This window comes from Sphingomonas parapaucimobilis NBRC 15100 (genome assembly GCF_000787715.1).
Taxonomy (GTDB): domain Bacteria; phylum Pseudomonadota; class Alphaproteobacteria; order Sphingomonadales; family Sphingomonadaceae; genus Sphingomonas; species Sphingomonas parapaucimobilis.
The window spans coordinates 49,672-68,425 of record NZ_BBPI01000097.1 but is presented as its reverse complement, the minus strand read 5'-3'; the positions used below and the strand labels follow the sequence as shown (position 1 = coordinate 68,425).

Annotated in this window: 20 protein-coding genes; 15 read left to right on the top strand and 5 right to left on the bottom strand. The window is 66.8% G+C overall.

Features of this window, described 5'->3' with window-relative positions; genetic code table 11:
- The first annotated feature begins 13 nt into the window (after positions 1-13).
- Together SP5_RS16860 and SP5_RS16855 are read left to right on the top strand one after the other, a co-directional pair.
- Positions 14-1,018: a quinone oxidoreductase family protein gene (locus tag SP5_RS16860; protein ID WP_217995712.1), complete on the top strand. Its 1,005-nt coding sequence runs from the start codon at positions 14-16 to the stop codon at positions 1,016-1,018.
- Positions 1,019-1,115: 97 nt separating this feature from the next.
- Positions 1,116-1,856, top strand: coding sequence for a metallophosphoesterase family protein (locus SP5_RS16855; RefSeq protein ID WP_052811615.1), 741 nt, complete (start codon positions 1,116-1,118; stop codon positions 1,854-1,856).
- A gap of 71 nt (positions 1,857-1,927) precedes the next feature.
- On the opposite strand, the gene SP5_RS16850 is transcribed toward SP5_RS16855, so the two are convergent.
- The gene (locus SP5_RS16850; protein WP_042490856.1) at positions 1,928-2,944 is read right to left on the bottom strand and encodes an aldo/keto reductase; all 1,017 of its coding nucleotides are present in this window, start codon (positions 2,942-2,944) and stop codon (positions 1,928-1,930) included.
- 150 nt (positions 2,945-3,094) lie between these two features.
- On the opposite strand from SP5_RS16850, the gene SP5_RS16845 reads away from it, so the two are divergent.
- The 5 genes from SP5_RS16845 (at position 3,095) to SP5_RS16825 (ending at position 6,905) form a co-directional block, all read left to right on the top strand.
- Positions 3,095-3,991 carry an AraC family transcriptional regulator gene (locus SP5_RS16845; RefSeq protein WP_042490854.1) on the top strand — a complete coding sequence of 299 codons (897 nt, stop codon included), beginning with the start codon at positions 3,095-3,097 and terminating at the stop codon, positions 3,989-3,991.
- A gap of 40 nt (positions 3,992-4,031) precedes the next feature.
- Positions 4,032-4,949 (top strand): bifunctional helix-turn-helix transcriptional regulator/GNAT family N-acetyltransferase, encoded by a 918-nt coding sequence (locus SP5_RS16840; protein ID WP_042490911.1) that lies wholly within the window; start codon positions 4,032-4,034, stop codon positions 4,947-4,949.
- A complete protein-coding gene (locus SP5_RS16835; protein WP_042490852.1) occupies positions 4,946-5,482 on the top strand; it encodes a GNAT family N-acetyltransferase in 537 nt (178 codons plus the stop codon). The genes SP5_RS16840 and SP5_RS16835 overlap by 4 nt, the downstream gene beginning before the upstream one ends.
- A 96-nt stretch (positions 5,483-5,578) precedes the next feature.
- Positions 5,579-6,031 (top strand): carboxymuconolactone decarboxylase family protein, encoded by a 453-nt coding sequence (locus tag SP5_RS16830; RefSeq protein ID WP_042490850.1) that lies wholly within the window; start codon positions 5,579-5,581, stop codon positions 6,029-6,031.
- Complete coding sequence (locus SP5_RS16825; RefSeq protein ID WP_042490847.1) at positions 6,024-6,905, top strand: sigma-70 family RNA polymerase sigma factor; 882 nt, start codon at positions 6,024-6,026, stop codon at positions 6,903-6,905. The genes SP5_RS16830 and SP5_RS16825 overlap by 8 nt, the downstream gene beginning before the upstream one ends.
- On the opposite strand, the gene SP5_RS16820 is transcribed toward SP5_RS16825, so the two are convergent.
- Complete coding sequence (locus SP5_RS16820) at positions 6,875-8,038, bottom strand: MFS transporter (RefSeq protein ID WP_042490844.1); 1,164 nt, start codon at positions 8,036-8,038, stop codon at positions 6,875-6,877. The genes SP5_RS16825 and SP5_RS16820 overlap by 31 nt on opposite strands.
- 13 nt (positions 8,039-8,051) lie before the next feature.
- Positions 8,052-9,086: an aldo/keto reductase gene (locus SP5_RS16815; protein WP_042490841.1), complete on the bottom strand. Its 1,035-nt coding sequence runs from the start codon at positions 9,084-9,086 to the stop codon at positions 8,052-8,054.
- Between the two features lie 93 nt (positions 9,087-9,179).
- Here SP5_RS16815 and SP5_RS16810 point away from each other — a divergent pair, with 93 nt between their 5' ends.
- Positions 9,180-10,097: a LysR family transcriptional regulator gene (locus tag SP5_RS16810; protein ID WP_042490907.1), complete on the top strand. Its 918-nt coding sequence runs from the start codon at positions 9,180-9,182 to the stop codon at positions 10,095-10,097.
- Here SP5_RS16810 and SP5_RS16805 read toward each other — a convergent pair.
- On the bottom strand, positions 10,077-11,489 hold the full coding sequence (locus SP5_RS16805) for an aminotransferase-like domain-containing protein (RefSeq protein WP_042490839.1): 1,413 nt from the start codon (positions 11,487-11,489) through the stop codon (positions 10,077-10,079). The two genes, SP5_RS16810 and SP5_RS16805, sit on opposite strands and share 21 nt — an antisense overlap.
- Positions 11,490-11,595: 106 nt before the next feature.
- Here SP5_RS16805 and SP5_RS16800 point away from each other — a divergent pair, with 106 nt between their 5' ends.
- On the top strand, positions 11,596-12,438 hold the full coding sequence (locus tag SP5_RS16800; RefSeq protein ID WP_042490905.1) for a PhzF family phenazine biosynthesis protein: 843 nt from the start codon (positions 11,596-11,598) through the stop codon (positions 12,436-12,438).
- Positions 12,438-13,043 (top strand): DJ-1/PfpI family protein, encoded by a 606-nt coding sequence (locus tag SP5_RS16795; RefSeq protein ID WP_042490836.1) that lies wholly within the window; start codon positions 12,438-12,440, stop codon positions 13,041-13,043. The genes SP5_RS16800 and SP5_RS16795 overlap by 1 nt, the downstream gene beginning before the upstream one ends.
- Before the next feature lie 39 nt (positions 13,044-13,082).
- Here the strand turns inward: SP5_RS16795 and SP5_RS16790 are convergent, their stop codons facing one another.
- Positions 13,083-14,114: a zinc-binding alcohol dehydrogenase family protein gene (locus SP5_RS16790; protein ID WP_042490835.1), complete on the bottom strand. Its 1,032-nt coding sequence runs from the start codon at positions 14,112-14,114 to the stop codon at positions 13,083-13,085.
- A gap of 100 nt (positions 14,115-14,214) precedes the next feature.
- Between SP5_RS16790 and SP5_RS16785 the strand changes: the two genes are divergently transcribed.
- The 5 genes from SP5_RS16785 (at position 14,215) to SP5_RS16770 (ending at position 18,739) form a co-directional block, all read left to right on the top strand.
- On the top strand, positions 14,215-14,562 hold the full coding sequence (locus tag SP5_RS16785) for a winged helix-turn-helix transcriptional regulator (protein ID WP_042490832.1): 348 nt from the start codon (positions 14,215-14,217) through the stop codon (positions 14,560-14,562).
- A 156-nt stretch (positions 14,563-14,718) separates the two neighbouring features.
- Complete coding sequence (gene dinB / locus SP5_RS16780; RefSeq protein ID WP_042490830.1) at positions 14,719-15,801, top strand: DNA polymerase IV; 1,083 nt, start codon at positions 14,719-14,721, stop codon at positions 15,799-15,801.
- Positions 15,801-16,361 carry an alpha-ketoglutarate-dependent dioxygenase AlkB gene (locus SP5_RS16775; RefSeq protein WP_042490828.1) on the top strand — a complete coding sequence of 187 codons (561 nt, stop codon included), beginning with the start codon at positions 15,801-15,803 and terminating at the stop codon, positions 16,359-16,361. The genes dinB and SP5_RS16775 overlap by 1 nt, the downstream gene beginning before the upstream one ends.
- 264 nt (positions 16,362-16,625) lie before the next feature.
- The gene (locus SP5_RS19335) at positions 16,626-17,198 is read left to right on the top strand and encodes a restriction endonuclease subunit S (protein WP_157013787.1); all 573 of its coding nucleotides are present in this window, start codon (positions 16,626-16,628) and stop codon (positions 17,196-17,198) included.
- Positions 17,186-18,739: a type I restriction-modification system subunit M gene (locus SP5_RS16770; RefSeq protein ID WP_042490825.1), complete on the top strand. Its 1,554-nt coding sequence runs from the start codon at positions 17,186-17,188 to the stop codon at positions 18,737-18,739. The genes SP5_RS19335 and SP5_RS16770 overlap by 13 nt, the downstream gene beginning before the upstream one ends.
- The last annotated feature ends 15 nt before the right edge of the window (positions 18,740-18,754 follow it).

Below are 18,754 nucleotides of genomic sequence, written 5' to 3'. Positions count from 1 at the left end.
AACCAAGACAAGGGTGATCGGCGATGGGCGTGTCGAGGATAGTGCGGTGAAGGCCTTGTTCTTCGATCGGTTCGGGGGACCCGAGGTCCTACGCTATGGCGCTCTTCCGGATCAGGCATTGGACGCCGGTTCGGTGCTGGTAGAGACCAGCGCGGTCGGCTTGAACTTCGCCGACATCTATCGTCGTCAGGGCGTCTATCTGCTGGAAGGCAAGGCGCCATGGATTGGCGGCTACGAGGGCGTGGGACGCATCGTCGCGGTCGGGACCGGCGTCGATCGCTGGCGGATCGGGCAGCGGGTCGGCTTTCTCGACGTGCCGCGTGCTCATGCCGCACGGGTCTGCGCGCCCGCCGATCGTCTGGTCGCGCTGCCGGACGATGTCGACGACCGCACCGCCGCCGCGCTGTTGCTGCAAGGCGTGACGGCGCAATATCTGGTCGAGGATAGCGGCAGGCTGGCTGCCGGCGATCAGGTGCTGGTCCAGGCCGCGTCTGGCGGCGTCGGGCGGCTGCTGACCCAGATGGCGGCGGCGCTGGGGGCCGAGGTCCATGCGTTGGCCTCGACCCCGTCCAAGCGCGAACAGGCGCGGTCGAACGGCGCGAGTGCGGTCTATGGCTATGACGATTGGGTGGCACAGGTGCGGCGGGCGACCGGAGATGGCGTCGATGTGGTCTATGATTCGATCGGCACCACGCTCCACGACAGCCTCGCCGCCTTGCGTCCCGGTGGCCGCGTGGTGATCTTCGGCAAGGCGGGTGGTACGCCACCTGCGATCGATCCACTGTCGCTGATGGAACAGTCCAAGGGTGTCGTCGGCGGTGATCTTTGGACCTATCTGAACCGCGCGGAAAGCCGACAGAGCCGCGCCGACCGGCTGTTCGCGGCCTTGCGGGCCGGCATGATTACCGCGCCCGTCATCACCACCTTCCCGCTGAGCGAAGGTGCCGTGGCGCATCGCTTGCTGGAGGATCGCAACTTCGCGGGCAAGATCGTCCTGATCCCCGACGGTCTACGGTAACGCCGATCGCTGGTGGTGGCTGCCATGAATGGCGTTTCGGGGAAGCGCCTGCCATGCTCATCTTGGATGCCACTGCGGTTCAGACAAGGAGGAAGCATTGAAGATCGGGGTCATTGCCGACGCCCATGGAAATCTGGCCGCGCTGGAAGCCGTCCGCGACGCGATGACTGCCGCCGCGCCAGACTTCGTCGTCAATCTGGGCGACCTCGTGTCCGGCCCGTTCGATCCTGGGGCAAGCGCCGAACTTCAGATGCGTGCCGGCTATCACACCATCGCAGGGAACCATGAGCGGCAGTTGCAGGACGGCAGCGACGGGGCGTTCGACGTCCTGGCGCGACCTCTTCTCACGCGGGAGCATTGGGCATGGATCGAGGGTCTGCCCGCGACGCTCACCCTCTGTGACGGCGATGTCTTCGCCTGCCATGGCAGCCCGGCCGGCGGGGATCTGGAATATCTGCTCGAGGACGTGAGCTCCGGCCGCGCGACACTGGATGCCGACACCGCCATCCGAGCGCGCCTGAAGGGGATCGGGTCGGCCAGTCTGGTGCTGTGCGGACATACGCACACGCCGCGGATCGTGGCGGTCGATGGCGTGCTGATCGTCAATCCCGGAAGCGTCGGGATGCCGTGCTACCGGGACCGGGGCGCGACACCGCACGTCATGGAGGCGGGCAGCCCGCTGGCGCGCTATGCCATTGTCGAACGTCGTAGCACCGGATGGGCAGCCCAACTGCACGGCGTACCCTATGACTATGAGATCGCGGCGCGTCAGGCGGAGGCATTCGGCTTTCCGGCCTTTGCCCATGCCGCCCGGACCGGTCGTATCCCGCCCGGCTGACCCCTTTTCCTCTGGACGGACGGTCGGAGCGGCGGGACGATCACGAGACCGTCCCGCCGAACCTGCGACGGTCAGGCGCGATAGCCGCCCTGGCGCTCCAGCATCCAGCCGGGATATTCCGCTGGCAGCTTGGTCACCGCATCGAGCGCGGCGAGATCGTCCGCGTTGAGCGAGACCTCCGTCGCAGCGATATTGTCGGTGAGCTGGTCGACCCGCTTGGCCCCGACGATCACGCTCGTCACCACCGGCTGGTGGAGCAGCCAGGCAAGCGCGACCTGCGCGACGGTGCAGCCCTTCGCCTCGGCGATGCGGCGCATCTCGGGAATCACCACCGAACCACGGGTGCGATCGACCGGCGGGAAGTCGAAGTTCGCGCGCCGACCGTCCGCCGCCTGGCCCCCGGCGTCATACTTGCCCGACAGATAGCCGCCCGCCAGCGGACTCCACACCATCAGCCCGATCTTCTCGGACCGCAGCATCGGCACGATCTCGCGTTCCAGGTCGCGGCCGACCAGCGTGTAATAGGCCTGGAGCGACAGGATCGGCGCGAGGCGCCGCGCCTCGGCGATGCCGACCGCCTTCACCACCTGCCACGCCGCCCAGTTGGACAGGCCGAGATAGCGAACGTGACCGTGACGGACGAGCGTGTCGAGCGCCTCCAGCGTCTCCTCGATCGGCGTGGCGGGATCGAAGCCATGGATCTGATAGAGGTCGATATGGTCGAGCCCCAGCCGCTGGAGGCTCTGCTTGCACTGGCTGAGGATGTGGCCGCGCGAGGCGCCGCGCGCATTGGGACCATCGCCCATCGGCCCCAGCACCTTGGTGGCGATGACGACATCGTCGCGGGCGATGCCCAGGTTCTTAAGCGACTGGCCGAGAATGCGCTCGCTCTCGCCGCCGGCATAGACATTCGCAGTGTCGATGAAGTTGATCCCGGCATCGAGCGCGGTCCGGACCAGCGCATCGGCTTCATCCTGGCGAAGTTGACCGATCTGGCCCCAGATGCCTTCGCTGCCGCCGAAAGTCATGGTGCCGAGGCAGAGTTCGGACACGAACAGGCCGCTATGGCCGAGCTGGCGCATACGCATAGGGATGATTTTCCTGTTGGAATGGGTGAGCCGGAGATACGCTGCGAACGCTCGGCACCGCGACGCCGATCCGATCAAAGTCCTGCCCGATTCTATCAAAGTGGTGACGCGCCGGTGCATTCGGTGCGTGGCGCAGCTACCATGCCAGGCATGACGACGCTGTCCGACCTTGCCCGGCTGATAGAACGCCATTGGTTCGTCCATGGTCGCGAAACGCCGATCCCGGGCCTGCTCATCACCCGCGCGGAGGAGCCGACCGGCATCATCCGCTCGGTCTATCGGCCGTCCTTCTGCCTCGTCGTGCAGGGCGCGAAGATGTCGATGCTGGGGCCGACGCCCTATCATTATGCCGAGGGACAATGCCTGCTCGCCTCGGTCGACCTGCCGGTCACGTCACGCATCGTGCGGGCGAGTGCCGACGCGCCCTATCTGGCACTGTCGCTGGCGATCGAGCCGGTGACCGTGGCCGAATTGGTGGCGGAGTTGCCAAGCGTGCCGGGCCCGGCCGCCGCCTTCAACGCGCTGGCGACCAGCGACCATGACCCGGCGCTGCGCGATCCTCTCAGGCGGTTGCTTGAGTTGCTCGACCATCCGACCGACCAGGCGGTGCTTGCTCCCCTGATCAGGCGCGAGATCGTATGGAGACTGCTCGGCGGCACTTTGGGACTGGCGCTGCGTCAGATGGGTCTGGTCGACACCCATGCCGCGCGGATCGGGCGCGCGACGGCGTTCATCCGCGACCAATATGCCGAGACGCTGCGCGTGGCCGACCTCGCCGCGCTGGCGGGCATGAGCGTCCCCGGCTTCCACCGCCATTTCAAGGCGGTGACGACGATGACGCCGGTGCAGTTCCAGAAGCAGGTCCGCTTGCAGGAAGCACGCCGCCGCCTAGTCGCCGCCGAGGAGGTCGCGCGGGTCGGCTTTGCGATCGGTTACGAAAGCCTGTCGCAGTTCAGCCGCGACTATCGCCGCCTGTTCGGGGCGCCACCCGGCCGCGATGCGGCTGCCCTTCGCTCGCAACTGGTGCCGGAGCCTGCACTGCCCTGATACTTGACTCCGTCAAGTAAACTGATCCACCATGGCGGACATGGAAGACGCAGACGTCACTGCCATTCGCCGGTTCAACCGCTTCTACACCCAGACGATCGGCGCGCTCGATGCACGGTTCCTCGGCACCGAGGTGAGCCTGCCGGAAGCCCGCTTGCTGTTCGAGATCGCCACGCGCGAGCCCGTCACCGCCAGCGTGCTGCAGGACGCGCTGGGCATGGACGCGGGCTATCTCAGCCGCCTGGTCGCACGCTTCGAGAAGCGCGGCTGGATCGTGCGCGTGCGTCGCGACGACGATGCCCGCGCGCGCGACCTGCGGCTGACCGAGGCGGGACGTGAGGCTTTCGGCACGCTCGACCACCGCCAGAGCCATGCCGTCGGCGATCTGCTCGCGGCGGTCGACGGACAAGCGCGGCGCGATCTGGTCGAAGCCCTGACGCGCGCGCGGCTGCTGCTCGATCCCGCATCGGGTGGGCCGTTCGTGATCCGGCCTTTTCGCACCGGCGAGCCCGCGCTGATCGCCGCGCGCCAGTCGCTCCTCTATGCCGAAAGCCATGGTTGGGGTCGCGAACTGGAGGTGATCGAGAGCGAGGTGACCGCGGCGTTCCTGCGCGACTTCGATCCGGCGCGCGAGCAATGCTGGGTCGCCGAAATCGATGGGGTCATGGCAGGCGCGGTGTTCGTCACCGACGAAGGCAACGCCATCGCCCGGCTGCGCCTCCTCCATGTCGAGCCCTTCGCCCGCCGCCGGGGTATCGGCGATGCGCTGGTCGGCGCTTGCGTCACCTTCGCACGGGAAACGGGCTATCACGCGTTGACGCTGTGGACCCACAGCGTGCTGGAGTCCGCGCGCCGCATTTATGCCGCGCATGGTTTCGCATGTGTCGAGACGGCGATGCATGAGCGGTTCGGCGTCCCGCTCCACGGCGAGACCTGGCGGCTGGAGTTGGCGGCGTGAGCGGCCGCCTGACGATCCGCCTCGCGACCGAAGCCGACCTCGGGACGCTGCGCGACCTGATGACGTTGTCCATCGATCGCGGCCAGGCGGCGGTGCTGACCCCGGCGCAGATCGTCGCCAGCCGGACAGTGATGGGCCTCGACACGCAATTGGTGCGTGACGGCACGTATTTCGTCGTCGAGGACCATGGCGTGCCGGTCGGCTGCGGTGGATGGAGCCGGCGCGCGACGCTCTATGGCGGCGACCATAGCACCGAGTTGCGCAACCCGGCGCTGCTCGATCCGGCGACGGATGCCGCCCGCATCCGCGCCATGTACACCCACCCGGATCATGTCCGGCGCGGGATCGGCCGGATGATCCTCGACCGCTGTGAGCAAGCAGCACGGGCGGAGGGTTTCGCCGCCGTAGAACTGATGGGCACGGCGGGCGGCGTGCCGCTCTACGCGGCCTGCGGTTACGAGCCGGTTGAGCGCGCCGATACCCATGTCGATGGCGTCGTCGTGCCGCTGACCCGGATGCGAAAGCGGCTGTGATCCAGCGTAGCGGGGCAGCGGGCGAAAATTCTGGACCGGCATGTCACACCGGTCCCCGCTGTCTCGTCATGGTGTCGGAACCCAAGGAGACCGACCATGATACCCCGTATCGCCAACCCACACGCTCTGGCCCCGGAAGCGATCAAGGCCATGATGGCGCTGGAGCAGAGCTTCACGAAAAGCGGCCTCGACCACAATCTGCTCGAACTGGTGAAATTCCGCGTGTCGCAGATCAACGGCTGTGCCTTCTGCCTGCATATGCATGCGACCGACCTGCGCCGTCATGGCGAAAGTGAGATGCGCCTGTACATGCTGAGCGCATGGCGGGAATCGACGCTCTATTCGAATCGCGAGCGGGCCGCACTCGGCTGGGCGGAGGCGTTGACGCTGTTGCCCAAGACGGGGGCTCCCGATGCGGACTATGATGCGGTGAAGGCGGCATTTTCCGATGCGGAGCAGGTCTGGCTGACCATGGCTATCGGCGCGATCAACACTTGGAACCGCCTCCAGGTGGCTTTCCGCGTCGCGCATCCGGTGGACGATGCCTGACGCCGCGCTGTTCGAGGCGGAGCGGCCGCGGCTCGTCCGGCTGGCCTATCGCATGACCGGCTCTCTCGCCGAAGCGGAGGATTTGGTGCAGGACGCCTGGCTGCGTTGGTCGCAGGTGGAAGAGGTCGAGGCACCCGCTGCGTGGCTTACCCGGGTCGTCACGCGGCTCTGCCTCGATCATCTGAAGTCGGCGCGGGTGCGGCGGGAGACCTATGTCGGCACATGGTTGCCCGAGCCGCTGCTCGGCACGACCGATCCGGACGAGGTGGCCGACGATCTGACCGTCACCCTCATGCTGGCCATGGAACGGCTCTCGCCGTTGGAGCGGGCCGCCTTCCTGCTCCACGATGTGTTCGAAGTCGCGTTGCTCGAGGTGGCCAGGACGCTCGACCGCGCTCCCGCAACGGTGCGGCAACTCGCCTCCCGCGCCCGGCGGCATGTCGCGGAGGCGCGGCCGCGCTATCCGGTCGATGCGCAGGAAGCGGCGCGGATCACCCGCGCCTTCTTCGCGGCGGCGCGGGACGGCGACGCGCGTGCCTTGTCGGACCTGCTGGCGGAGGACGTCGCCATCCATTCCGATGGCGGCGGCCGCGTCCTGGCATTCCACAACATCATCCGGGGTCTGGCAAAGGCGCAACGCTTGTTCATCGGGCTACGTCGCAAATACGCCGACGCGCCGGTGGAAGTGATCCGCTTCGCCACGATCGACGGGCTGCCCGGCTATGTCAGCCGCGCGGGCGGCGGCGTACTCCAGACCACCGCGCTCGACATCCGCGACGGCCGGATCGCGGCGATCTACATCGTCCGCAATCCGGACAAGCTCATCCATGTCGCAACCGCTCTTCAGACCGGACAGGTCCTTGCACGCGGCTGACGCCGGAACGCCAGCAGCATCGCCAGCGCCACCGCCGCCATCGCCGCACCGGCCAGCGACACGGTGGACAAGCCCAGCCCAGCCCCGATCACGCCGCCGCCCAGCGCTGCGCCGATCGCGTTGCCAAGGTTGAAGGCACCGATATTCATCGCGGAGGCGAGGTTCGGCGCGTCCGAGGCCGCATCCATCACACGCATCTGCAAGGGCGGCACGATCGCGAAGCTGGCGATGCCCCAGATCAGGATCGCGATGGCAGCGGTCACCGGCCATTGCATCAGCACCGTGAAGGCGAGCAGCGTCAGCGCCATGATCGCCAGCATGGTCATGAGCGCCCGGTCGATCGAACGGTCCGCCAGCCGACCGCCGACGCCATTGCCGATCGTCGCACCAACCCCGAACAGCATCAGCATCGCGGTGACATAGCCGGTCGAGCCATGCGTCACATCGCGCAGGATCGGCACGATATAGGTAAAGACGGTAAAGACGCCGCCAAAGCCGATCGTGGTCAGGGCCAGTGCCATCACCACCGGACCGCGCGTCAGCACGCGCAGTTCAGCGCGCATGTCGCCGCCTTCGGCGCGGGGCAGCGGCGGCAGGGCAAGACGGAGCGACAGCATAGCGATCGCGCCAACGCCCGCGATCCCCGCGAACACGGTGCGCCAGCTAACTGCCTCGCTGACCCAGGTCGCCGCCGGCACGCCGCCGATCGTGGCGACGGTCAACCCGGTGAACATCGCCGCCACCGCGCCCGCACGCTTGTCCGGCGGTACCAGGCTGGCGGCCACCACCGATCCGACGCCGAAGAAGGCGCCATGGTTGAACGAAGTGACGATCCGCGCCGCCATCAACATCCAGTACCCGCCCGCCACCGCCGACAGCGCGTTGCCGAGCGTGAAGATGCCCATCAGCGCGATCAGGAGCGTCCGCCGGTCGATCCGCCCGGTGGTGAGCGTCATCAACGGCGCGCCGATCAGCACGCCCATCGCATAGGCGCTGACCAGCAGCCCGGCGGCGGGGATCGACACCTGCAGGTCTGCCGCCATCACCGGCAACATGCCCATCGGCGCGAACTCGGTGACGCCGATGCCGAAGGCACCGACCGCCAGCGCGAGTAATCCGAGGTTGAACTTCATGATCCTGGCTCCCTCAAACCATCGGCGGCGCTAGGCGGGCGAAGCCCTCCTGTTGCCGGTATGGGGTATGTGGATAGGGCGGCAGCACGTCGCTTGCCGCGTCGAGCGCGGCCACCTGCTTGGGCGACAGCGCCCAGCCGACCGCGCCGAGATTGTCGCGCAGCTGCGCCTCGTCCCGCGCACCGATGATGACCGACGATACGGTCGGACGTCGCAGCAGCCAGTTGATCGCGACCTGCGGCACCGTTTTGCCCACCTCGGCCGCCACCGCTTCCAGCGCATCGACGACGCGGTACAGATGCTCTTCCTCGACCGGCGGCGCGAACTGTGCGGTTTCGTGGAGGCGGCTGCCTGCCGGGATCGGCCGTCCCCGCCCGATCTTGCCGGTCAGCCGGCCCCAGCCGAGCGGGCTCCAGACTAGCGCACCGACACCCTGGTCCGCCGCTAGCGGCATGAGATCCCATTCATACGCACGGCCGATCAACGAGTAATAGACCTGATGCGCGACGAGACGCGGCCAGCCATGGCGATCGGCTAAGCCTTGTGCCTTCATGATCTGCCAGCCGGGATAGTTGGAGACGCCGGCATAACGCACCTTGCCGTCGGCGATCAGCCGGTCGAGCGTGCCTATCACCTCCTCGGTCGGCGTTGACGCATCGAAGGCGTGAAGCTGGAGCAGGTCGATCCGGTCGGTGTCGAGCCGCCGCAACGCCGCCTCGACCGCGCCGGTCAGCCGCGCCCGCGATGCGCCCCAGTCCTGCGGGCCGTCACCCATCGGCAGGCCGGTCTTGGTCGAGATCAGGACGGCATCGCGCCGCCCCTTGATTGCCTCGCCCAGCACCTGTTCCGACGCGCCGTCCGAATAGACGTCGGCGGTGTCGAACAGCGTCACGCCCGCGTCGAGGCAGATGTCGACCAGCCGCCGCGCCTCGGCGGCGTCGCTTGTGCCCCACGCGCTGAACAGCGGTCCCTTGCCGCCGAAGGTCCCCGCGCCGAACGACAGCGCCGGAACGCGCAGGCCGGACGATCCCAATTGCCGATATTCCATGACACCTCCTTTCTCGAATGTCATTCGTCAGGCGCATAGATGGACGGTGAAGCAGCGCGGCGGAACTGCCCGCCGGTGCAAAGGATTTATGCCTTGGACGCAAAGGTAGCTGGCAACGACGATCGCGCCCGGTCACTTGCCTTGTTCGCGAGCGTGGTGGAGGAAGGCAGATTCTCGGCGGCCGGCCGCACGCTCGGGCTGACGCCCTCGGCGGTGGCGCGTGCGATTGATCGGATCGAAGCGCGGCTCGGCGTGCGGCTGCTGCTACGCTCCACCCGGGCGTTGACGCTCACTGCAGAGGGACAAGCCTATCTCCTTGCCGCACGGCGCATCCTCGCCGACCTCGACGATGCCGAGCAGCAGATCGCCGACCAGGGCGCACCGCGCGGACGGTTGCGGATCAGTGCGGCGCTGGCGCATGGCCGGTTGTGCGTCGTGCCTCTGCTCGGCGATTTCGCGCGCGCCTATCCCCATATCCTGATCGATATCGCCCTAACCGACACGCTGGTCGACATCGCTGGCGGACAGGCCGATGTCGCGATCCGCTTCGGTCCGCTCGCCGACAGCGGTTTGACGGCGCGCAAGCTGTCCGAGGCGCGGCGGGTGATCGTGGCGTCGCCAGACTATCTGGCGCGGGCAGGCACGCCCAAAGTCCCGGAAGACCTGCACGCCCACAATTGCCTGAACTTCAACTTTCGCCGCGCCGAACCGATCTGGCCGTTCCGCCGCGAAGGCCGGGATTTCGCGCTGAGTGTCGAAGGCGGCATCGTCGCTAACAATGGCGAGACGCTGGGCCATCTCGCCGCTGCCGGGGTCGGCATCACCCGCGTCGGCCGCTTCAGCGTTGCGGCTGAGATCGCGGACGGGCGGCTCGTGCCATTGCTGGAAGAATACAATCCAGGCGATGTCGAACTGATCCACGCCGTCTTCGTCGGCGGCTCCACCACGCCGGCACGGGTGCGGGTGTTCGTCGACTTCCTGGTCGAGCGCCTAGCCAGCCGGTTCGAGTAGCGGGCGCGACACGGCCGATTCCAGAAAGGCGTACAGCCGGTCATCGTCGCTCATCGCGACGTTGAAGCGCAGGTGGTCGCGCCATCCGCCGCTGGTGCTGAACACCGGACCCGGTGCTAGAACGATCCCTGCATTGATCGCCTTGCGTGCCAGCTCAACGGCGTCGACGCTATCGGGCAATCGCGCCCACAGGAAGATGCCCGCCGCTGGATCGGTCCACGGCTCGATCCCGATGGCCCGCAGACGTTTGGCCACCCGGGCCATAGCCCGGGCCAGCCGGGTCCGGACACCGTCAACATGACGCCGATAGCTGCCATCGGTCAGCACCGCGTGCAGCAGGTTGGCGGCGAGCGGACTGCCCGCCATCGATGTTGCGATGCGTAGGTCGGCCAACCCTTCAATCCAGTCGGGTCGCGCCGCGATATGGCCACAGCGCACCGCCGCCGACAGCGACTTGGAGAAGCTGCCGATGCGGATCGTCCGGTCGAGGCCGTCGAAGGCGGCCAATCGTGGAGACGGCGTGTGTTCGAAGTCGGCGAAGATATCGTCCTCGACAACGACCATGTCATGCGCCTCGGCGATCTTGAGCAGTCGGTGCGCGGTGGCGGCCGCGAGCGACGCTCCGGTCGGGTTATGGACGCCTGAGTTGGTCAGGTAGAAGCGCGGCCGATGCGTCGCGGCGGCCTCGGTGAAGGCGGTGACGTCCGGCCCGGTCGGCGTCATCGGTACGCCCACCACCGTTGCCCGGTGCGCCCGCAACAACGCCAGAAAGTTGAAATAGCACGGGTCGTCAACCAGCACGGTATCGCCCGGCTGAAGCAGGAAGCGGCACACCAGATCGAGCGCATGGGTGCCGCTGTCGGTCAGCAGGATCTGGTCGGGGCCGGCTTCGATCCCCTGATCCGCCATCCGCCTCGCCAACAACGCCCGGAGCGGGGGCGAGCCCAAGGGGGATGCATAGCCCGCCAGCGTGCCGTTCTCGTCGGATCGCGCTGCCCGGCGCATCGCCTTGCGCAGCGCGTCGCCCGCCAGCCAGTCATCGGGCAGCCAGCCGCATCCCGGCATCATTTCGTGCCGTCGTTCGCCGAGCGACTGACGCAGCATCCAGAGCGGGTCGACCTCGCGCTCCTTCGTGCTGACCAGCCGATCCAATGCCAGCGGGGCCAAGGGCGCGGCGACATAAAAGCCCGATCCCGGTCGCGACCGGATCACCCCCTCAGCGGCGAGGCGATCATAGGCCTCGACCACCGTCGAGCGCGCGACGCCGCTCGTCTCGGCCATGGCGCGGATCGACGGCAGCCGGGCGCCCGGCGTCAGCGTGCGGGCGTCGATCCGGTCACGGATCGCACGGACCACCATGCCGGTGCGGGTTTCGTCGGGCGCGCTCGCCATCGTACTGCCAATCCCACCAATACAGTTCGGCATGATCGTACCGATGTGTATCTGTCGGCGCCAGTCGCTCCGCGATAGGACCAGCCATCATCAACAGGAGATGACCGTGACCCGCCCCTTTCGCCTCGTCGACGTATTCGGCACCGATCCGCTGACCGGCAATCCCTTGGCCGTTATCGCCGATGCCGATGGCCTGACGACGGACGAGATGCAGGCGATCGCAAGCTGGTTGAACTTTTCGGAGACGACCTTCCTGCTGCCGCCGACCGATCCATCGGCCGACTATCGCGTGCGGATCTTCACCATGGCGCACGAACTGCCGTTCGCCGGGCACCCGACCTTGGGCAGCGCGCATGCGTGGGCGGAAGCGGGCGGGCAGCCGAAGCAGGACGGCGTGATCGTGCAGGAATGCGGCGTGGGACTGGTGACGATCCGGCGCGATGGCGATCAGCTTGCTTTTGCCGCCCCACCGCTGCTGCGCGGCGGCACGCCAACCAAGGCGGAGATCGCACAGGTCGCCGATCTGCTGCGGATCGACCGCGCGGCGATCGTCGATGCTGCCTGGGCCGACAATGGCCCCGGCTGGATCGCGGTCATGCTGGCGTCGGCCGAGGCGGTGCTGGCGGTCGAGCCGGCGCGGTACCACCCCGAGCATATCGACATCGGCATCGTCGGACCACATGCACCCGGCAGCGAGGTCGCGTTCGAACTGCGTGCGCTCTTCACCGACGCGCATGGCGGGCTGATCGAGGACCCGGTGACCGGCAGCCTCAACGCGTCCGTCGGCCAGTGGCTGTTCGCCAGCGGCCGGGCCAGCGGCAGCTATGTCGCTGCACAGGGCACGCGCCTCGGGCGGAGCGGGCGTATCCATGTCTCGCAGGATGAAACCGGCCAGGTTTGGGTCGCCGGTGCGACGCGGACGCTGTTCTCCGGACGGACGCAAGGGTGATGCAGGTCGCGGTCCTGACCTTCGACGGCTTCAACGAACTGGATTCGTTCGTGGCTGCCGCGATCATCAACCGGCTGCGCCCGCATGGCTGGGCCGCGCACATCACGGCGCCGACCGAGACGGTGACGTCGATGAACGGCGTCGTGGTCCATCGCCAACGGCCGCTCGCATTTCTCGAGGAGGCGGATGCGGTGCTGATCGGCAGTGGTGTCCGCACGCGGGAGATCGCCAACGATCCGGCGATGCTCGCCCGGCTTCGCCTTGATCCGGCGCGGCAGTTGATCGCGGCGCAATGTTCGGGAACGCTGTTGTTGGCCAGGCTCGGCCTGATCGGTGATTTGCCCGCGTGCACCGACCTCACCACCAAGCCATGGGTGGTGGAGGCCGGTGTCACGGTCATCGACGCACCGTTCGCCGCTTATGGCAATGTCGCGACGGCGGGCGGTTGTCTTGCCGCGCCCTATCTCGCCGCATGGCTGATCGCGCGCAGAGGCGAGCCCGAACTCGCGCGCGAGGCACTTCATTACGTCGCGCCGGTCGGGGAGAAGGCGCGCTTCGTCGACCATGCCATGGCGGTCGTCGCGGGCGAGTTGGCATTCGCCTGACCCGCCCGCGCGCGCATCTCGTAGGGACCCGCGTCGAGCTTACGCCTGCCGGCTGTCCCAGCCTTCCAGGACGATCTTGCCCCGCGTGGTGGCGCTCTCGATGCGGCGGTGCGCCTCGATCAGGTTGGCGGCATTGATCGGTGACAGCGTTTCGGTGGCCGTGGTGCGAATGCGCCCCTCGTCCGCCAGTTCGGCCACCGCATCCAACAGTCGACCCTGCTCGCCGACGTCCGGTGTGTCGAAGAGCGACCGGGTGAACATCAATTCCCAATGAACGGACACCGCCTTGCGCTTGAAGGCGACGATGTCGAGGCTGGCGGGATCATCGATCAGCGCGAAGCGCCCCTGCGGCGCGATCAGCTCGGCGATATCGGCCAGATGGCGATCGGTATGGGTGGTCGAGAAGACGAAGGCGGGCGCGCCGATCTCCAGCGCGGCGATCTGCGGTGCCATCGGCCGGGAATGATCGATGACATGATGCGCGCCGAGGTCGCGCACCCAGCCTTGCGTCTCGGCGCGCGAGGCAGTGGCGATCACGGTCAGGTCGGTCCGAGCACGCGCGATCTGGATCGCCGCGGAACCGACGCCGCCCGCGCCGCCGATGATCAGGATGGCACGGGCGCCGCCGGCCGGCTGGTCGTCGACCTTCAACCGGTCGAACAGGGTTTCCCAAGCCGTGATCGCCGTCAGCGGCAGCGCCGCCGCTTCCGCGAAGCCGATGCTGTGGGGGCGATGGCCAACGATCCGCTCGTCGACCAGCTGATATTCCGCATTGCTGCCGTCGCGCATCAGGTCGCCTGCATAGAAGACCTCGTCACCCACCTTGAAGCGGGTGGCCTCAGGGCCGACCGCCTCGACCAAGCCCGCCGCATCCCAGCCGAGAATGCGCTCGTCACGTCCGTCGAATGGCGCGGCGCCAGTGCGAACCTTCGCGTCGACGGGGTTCACCGAGATGGCCCGAACCGCGACCAGAATGTCGCGCCCGGTCGGAACGGGTCGTGGCAGTTCGACCTCGACAAGGGCTTCGTCCCGGTCAATCGGGCCGGGCTGGCGATAGGCTATGGCGCGCATGGGTCTTGCTCCTTTTGCTGACACACGCGAGATAGGGACGGTGTCAGCTTATGTCGTAGGCACAAAAAACGCTCATAGTGTCGAAAAGGATACCGCCCTGATGGCGAAAGCCCGTCACTCCCGCCTCGATTGTGCCCCGGGTTGCGCCGTCGAGGCGGCGGTGAGCCTGATCGACGGCAAGTGGAAGGCGGTGATCCTCTACCATCTGCAGGACGGACGCACGCGCTTCAACGAACTGCGCCGCCGTGCCGGGGACGTGACGCCGCGCATGCTGACCAACCAGCTGCGCGAGCTGGAGGCCGATGGCCTGATCGAGCGCGAGGTCTTCGCTCAGGTGCCGCCGCGGGTAGAATATAGCCTGTCCGATCGCGGCCGATCCCTATCGCCGATCATCGCGGCGCTGAAGGCTTGGGGCGATGCGAATATGGACCTCTTCGCACGGCGGTGATCATCCGGCTGATGCGGCGGCGACGTTCGCGGCATCGCTCGAACGGCGTCGTGCTCGGATCTAGGCCAAGAGATGGGCAGGTGGGATAAGCGACGGGTTTCCGACGTTTTTGCACAATATGTTCACATCTTGTTCTGCATGCGTTAAAAGGAGCGCATGGCGGTGCGTAAGATCATTCACGTCGACATGGACGCCTTCTTCGCCTCGGTGGAGCAGCGTGACGATCCGTCGCTGCGCGGCAAGCCGGTTGCGGTCGGTCATGCCGCGGCACGGGGCGTGGTGGCGGCGGCCAGCTACGAGGCCCGCACTTTCGGCGTTCGCTCCGCTTTGCCTTCAGTCACCGCACTGCGCCGCTGTCCCGACCTAATCTTCGTGCCGCCCCGCTTCGAAGTGTATCGCGACGTCTCGCGCCAGATCCATGACGTGTTCGCGCGCTATACCGACGTGATCCAGCCCTTGTCGCTCGACGAGGCCTATCTCGACGTCACCGCGAACAAGCGCGGCCTGGAAACCGCATGGTTGACCGCCAAGGCGATCCGCGCCGACATTCTGGCGGAGACCGGCCTGACCGCATCGGCGGGCATCTCGTACAACAAGTTCCTGGCCAAGCTCGCCTCGGATCACCGCAAGCCTAACGGCCAATTTGCAGTCACGCCGGACATGGGCGCCGCCTGGGTCGAGACGCTGCCCGTCAGCCGCTTCCACGGCGTCGGGCCGGTGACGGCGGAGAAGATGAAGCGGCTGGGGATCGAGACCGGGGCTGATCTGCGCGCTAAGTCGCTGGCGTTCCTGCAGCAGCATTTCGGCAGTTCGGCGGAATGGTATTACGCCATCGCGCGCGGGGAAGATGACCGTTCGGTCAATCCGAACCGCGTGCGCAAGTCGTCGGGGTCGGAAACGACGTTCAACCGCGACCTGACCGAACCCAGGGAGATTGAGGCCGGCGTACTCAAGATGGCGGACGATGTCTGGGACTGGTGCGAGGGACGGCAAGCCTTTGGCCGCACCGTCACGGTGAAGGTCAAGTACGCTGACTTCCATCAGATCACCCGGCGGCGCAGCCAGCCCGTGGCGGTCATCAGTCGCGAAGGCCTGCGCCGCGCGGCGCTCGACCTGATCCGGTCAATCCTGCCGACCCAGAAGGGGATACGACTGGTCGGCGTAACGGTGTCGAACTTCGTCGAGGCCGGGGCAGCGGCACCGACCGAATTGCCGATCTTCGCGGAGGCGGCGGCGTGATGCTCGACCTCTTTGACGCGCCGCTCCTGCCGGGGCTCGCCATGCGGGCGAACCTGATCACCGCGGACGAGGAGCGCATGCTGATCGACCGGATCGACGCGACCGGCCTCGAGCCGTTCCGCTTTCAGGGCTGGACAGGCAAGCGGCTGACAACTTCCTTCGGATGGAGTTACGACTTCGAGGTCGGGTGCCCAAAGGATGCGCCACCGATGCCGGACTGGCTTCTCCCCATTCGCGACAGGGCCGCCAATTTCGCCGGGCTCCCGCCCGAAGCACTGATCCAGGCGCTGCTCATTCGCTACGACCCGGGCGCCGGGATCGGCTGGCATCGCGACCGGCCGATCTACGGCCATGTCCTCGGCATCTCCCTCGGCGAACCGGCGACGATGCGCTTCCGGCGGCGGCGAGCCGGCGGCTTCGACCGCGCGTCGTTGCCGCTCGAACCGCGGGGCGGCTATCACATGAGCGGACCTGCTCGGCATGAATGGGAACACAGCATCGCACCGATGGAACGCCCGCGATGGTCGATTACGTTTCGCAGTCTCGTGAAACGGCGGTGACCACTAAAACAGATTACACCTGATGGGCGCCGGTCAATCATGTGGCATGCTGTTCGAATGCAAGCCCGTATAGGGCCTTTCCGCCGCCTAGGTGGTCTACACGGGGGGCGGCAGTGGTGGATTGCGGCCTGTCCGGTTTAAAGCGCGGCAGAGGCTTAGCCGCCGCTCGTTCAGGTCAGGTTTCACATGCTCCTGAGCCTCCTGCATCGCGCCCGTCCCGACTTTCCGTTTGACCTATGGAAACTGGTTCCATAGACAGCGTGTGTGCTACATGCTTTTGCCCTTCGTAGTGGTTCAACAAAGGCCAGCGGCGAGGACGCGCTGTTTGCCTCGGCGCGGACAATCTCGACCGGCGCCTTTGATGACAGCGCTCTTGAGCCAGGAAGGGCACCAAACCGCTCTGCGAAAGAAGCCGAGGTGCAGCCGGGTGATGTCCTGGTTGCGTTGCGCGGCCCGGTCAACTCCGCGGCTGCAATGCGTGATAAGCTGCCGCAGCCAGTGTTCGCGACTTTAGACCTGGCCGTTCTTCGCCCCCACGTCCAGTTGGATGGGGGCTACCTTGCTTGGTTTATCAATCTGCCGACAACTCAGACGGCTCTCGCCGGTCAGCGTGTAAGCGGCGGCGTTCCTCGTCTGCCTCTATCGGCTCTGGCATCACTGGCGCTGTCACTTCCTCCGTTGGAGGCGCAACGTCGCATCGCCGCGGTCAGCGATCTGTCCCGCGAAGAAGCCCGCATCACCGGGACATTGCTACGGCTGCGCGCCACGCTACTTCAAACCACTCTTTCCACCGTTGCTTCGCAAGCCGCTCAGGAGGCGATCTCATGCACGCCGTAAATCAGAAGAGCCTCAACGATGCCGCATGGAAGGCATGCGACACCTTCCGCGGCGTCGTCGATCCGGCGCAGTACAAGGATTACATCCTCATCTTCCTGTTCTGGAAGTATGTCAGCGACCTGTGGCTCGACCATAAGGCGGCGTATGAGCGCGAGTTCGGCGGCGATGCCGAACGCGTGCAGCGCAAGCTACGGTACGAGCGGTTCAACCTGACCGAGGAGACCACGTTCCAAGCGATCTACCGCCAGCGCAACGCGGACAATGTCGGCGAGCTAATAAACATCGCGCTGCACGCGATCGAGGAGGCGAACCGGGCCAAGCTGGCCGGCGTCCTGACCAACATCGACTTCAACTCGACCAACAACCTGGGGGAGACGGCCGACCGCAACCGCCGCCTCAAACACCTGTTCGACGATTTCGCCAAACCCGAGCTCGATTTCAGCCCTTCGCGGTTCAGCGGCGAGCACAAGGCCGAGGACGCGATCGGCGAAACCTACATCTACCTCATCAGCCAGTTCGCATCGGACGCGGGCAAGAAGGCGGGCGAATTCTTTACACCCCGGCGCGTGTCCGAGCTACTGGTCCGCCTCGGCGATCCGCAGCCGGGCAGCCGCATCTGCGACCCCGCCTGCGGTTCATCGACCCTGCTGATCCGCGCAGCCGAGCACGTCGCCCATATTCAAGGCGTCGAGACGGCACGTGCCGATGTGAAGCTTTTCGGGCAGGAGGCGACCCGGCAGACGCAGGGCCTGGCGCGCATGAACATGTTCCTCCACGGGTTAGACGACGCGCGGATCGAGTGGGGCGACACGATCAACAACCCCAAGCTGATCGACGGCGATGCGCTGATACGCTTCGACCTAGTGGTCGCAAACCCGCCGTTCAGCCTGGACAAGTGGGGCGCGGAGAACGCTGCCAACGATCGCTTCCGCCGCTTTCATCGCGGCGTGCCGCCCAAGGGGCGCGGCGACTTTGCCTTCATCAGCCACATGGTGGAGGCGGCCAAGCCCCGCGGGGGTCGCGTCGCGGTGATCGCGCCGCATGGCGTGCTGTTTCGTGGCGGTGCGGAGGGGCGCATCCGCGAGCAGCTTATCGAGGAAAATCTACTCGACGGAGTGGTCGGCCTGCCCGCGCAGCTCTTCCCTTCCACCGGCATCCCCGTGGTCATGCTGATGTTCGATCGCGCGCGCGAGAAGGGCGGCGCGCGCGCGGGTGCCGACGACGTGCTGTTCATCGACGCGAGCCGCGACTTCGTGCCGGGCAAGAAGCAGAACCAGCTCGGCCTCGAGCAGCTCGATCGCATCGTCGCCGCCTGGCGCGCGCGCGAGGACGTGGAACGCTACGCCGCCGTCGTGCCGCGCGCACGGTTGCGCGAGAACGGATTCAACCTCAACATCCCGCGTTACGTCGACACGTTCGAGGCCGAGGAGGCGATCGACGTGGCCGCGGTGCAGCGCGAGATTGAGGCGCTGGAAGCGCAGCTGGCGGCGACGCGGGTAAAGATGGACGGCTATCTGCGGGAGCTGGGCATTGTTGCCTGAGGGAACCACGGAAAG

Excerpts from the sequence above, each read along its gene's own strand:
- SP5_RS16850 (WP_042490856.1), bottom strand. The coding sequence starts at position 2,944 with ATGCGTATGCGCCAGCTCGGCCATAGCGGCCTGTTCGTGTCCGAACTC.
- SP5_RS16845 (WP_042490854.1), top strand. The coding sequence starts at position 3,095 with ATGACGACGCTGTCCGACCTTGCCCGGCTGATAGAACGCCATTGGTTC.
- SP5_RS16840 (WP_042490911.1), top strand. The coding sequence starts at position 4,032 with ATGGAAGACGCAGACGTCACTGCCATTCGCCGGTTCAACCGCTTCTAC.
- SP5_RS16830 (WP_042490850.1), top strand. The coding sequence starts at position 5,579 with ATGATACCCCGTATCGCCAACCCACACGCTCTGGCCCCGGAAGCGATC.
- SP5_RS16825 (WP_042490847.1), top strand. The coding sequence starts at position 6,024 with ATGCCTGACGCCGCGCTGTTCGAGGCGGAGCGGCCGCGGCTCGTCCGG.
- SP5_RS16820 (WP_042490844.1), bottom strand. The coding sequence starts at position 8,038 with ATGAAGTTCAACCTCGGATTACTCGCGCTGGCGGTCGGTGCCTTCGGC.
- SP5_RS16815 (WP_042490841.1), bottom strand. The coding sequence starts at position 9,086 with ATGGAATATCGGCAATTGGGATCGTCCGGCCTGCGCGTTCCGGCGCTG.
- SP5_RS16805 (WP_042490839.1), bottom strand. The coding sequence starts at position 11,489 with ATGGCGAGCGCGCCCGACGAAACCCGCACCGGCATGGTGGTCCGTGCG.
- SP5_RS16795 (WP_042490836.1), top strand. The coding sequence starts at position 12,438 with ATGCAGGTCGCGGTCCTGACCTTCGACGGCTTCAACGAACTGGATTCG.
- SP5_RS16790 (WP_042490835.1), bottom strand. The coding sequence starts at position 14,114 with ATGCGCGCCATAGCCTATCGCCAGCCCGGCCCGATTGACCGGGACGAA.
- SP5_RS16785 (WP_042490832.1), top strand. The coding sequence starts at position 14,215 with ATGGCGAAAGCCCGTCACTCCCGCCTCGATTGTGCCCCGGGTTGCGCC.
- dinB (WP_042490830.1), top strand. The coding sequence starts at position 14,719 with ATGGCGGTGCGTAAGATCATTCACGTCGACATGGACGCCTTCTTCGCC.
- SP5_RS16775 (WP_042490828.1), top strand. The coding sequence starts at position 15,801 with ATGCTCGACCTCTTTGACGCGCCGCTCCTGCCGGGGCTCGCCATGCGG.
- SP5_RS16770 (WP_042490825.1), top strand. The coding sequence starts at position 17,186 with ATGCACGCCGTAAATCAGAAGAGCCTCAACGATGCCGCATGGAAGGCA.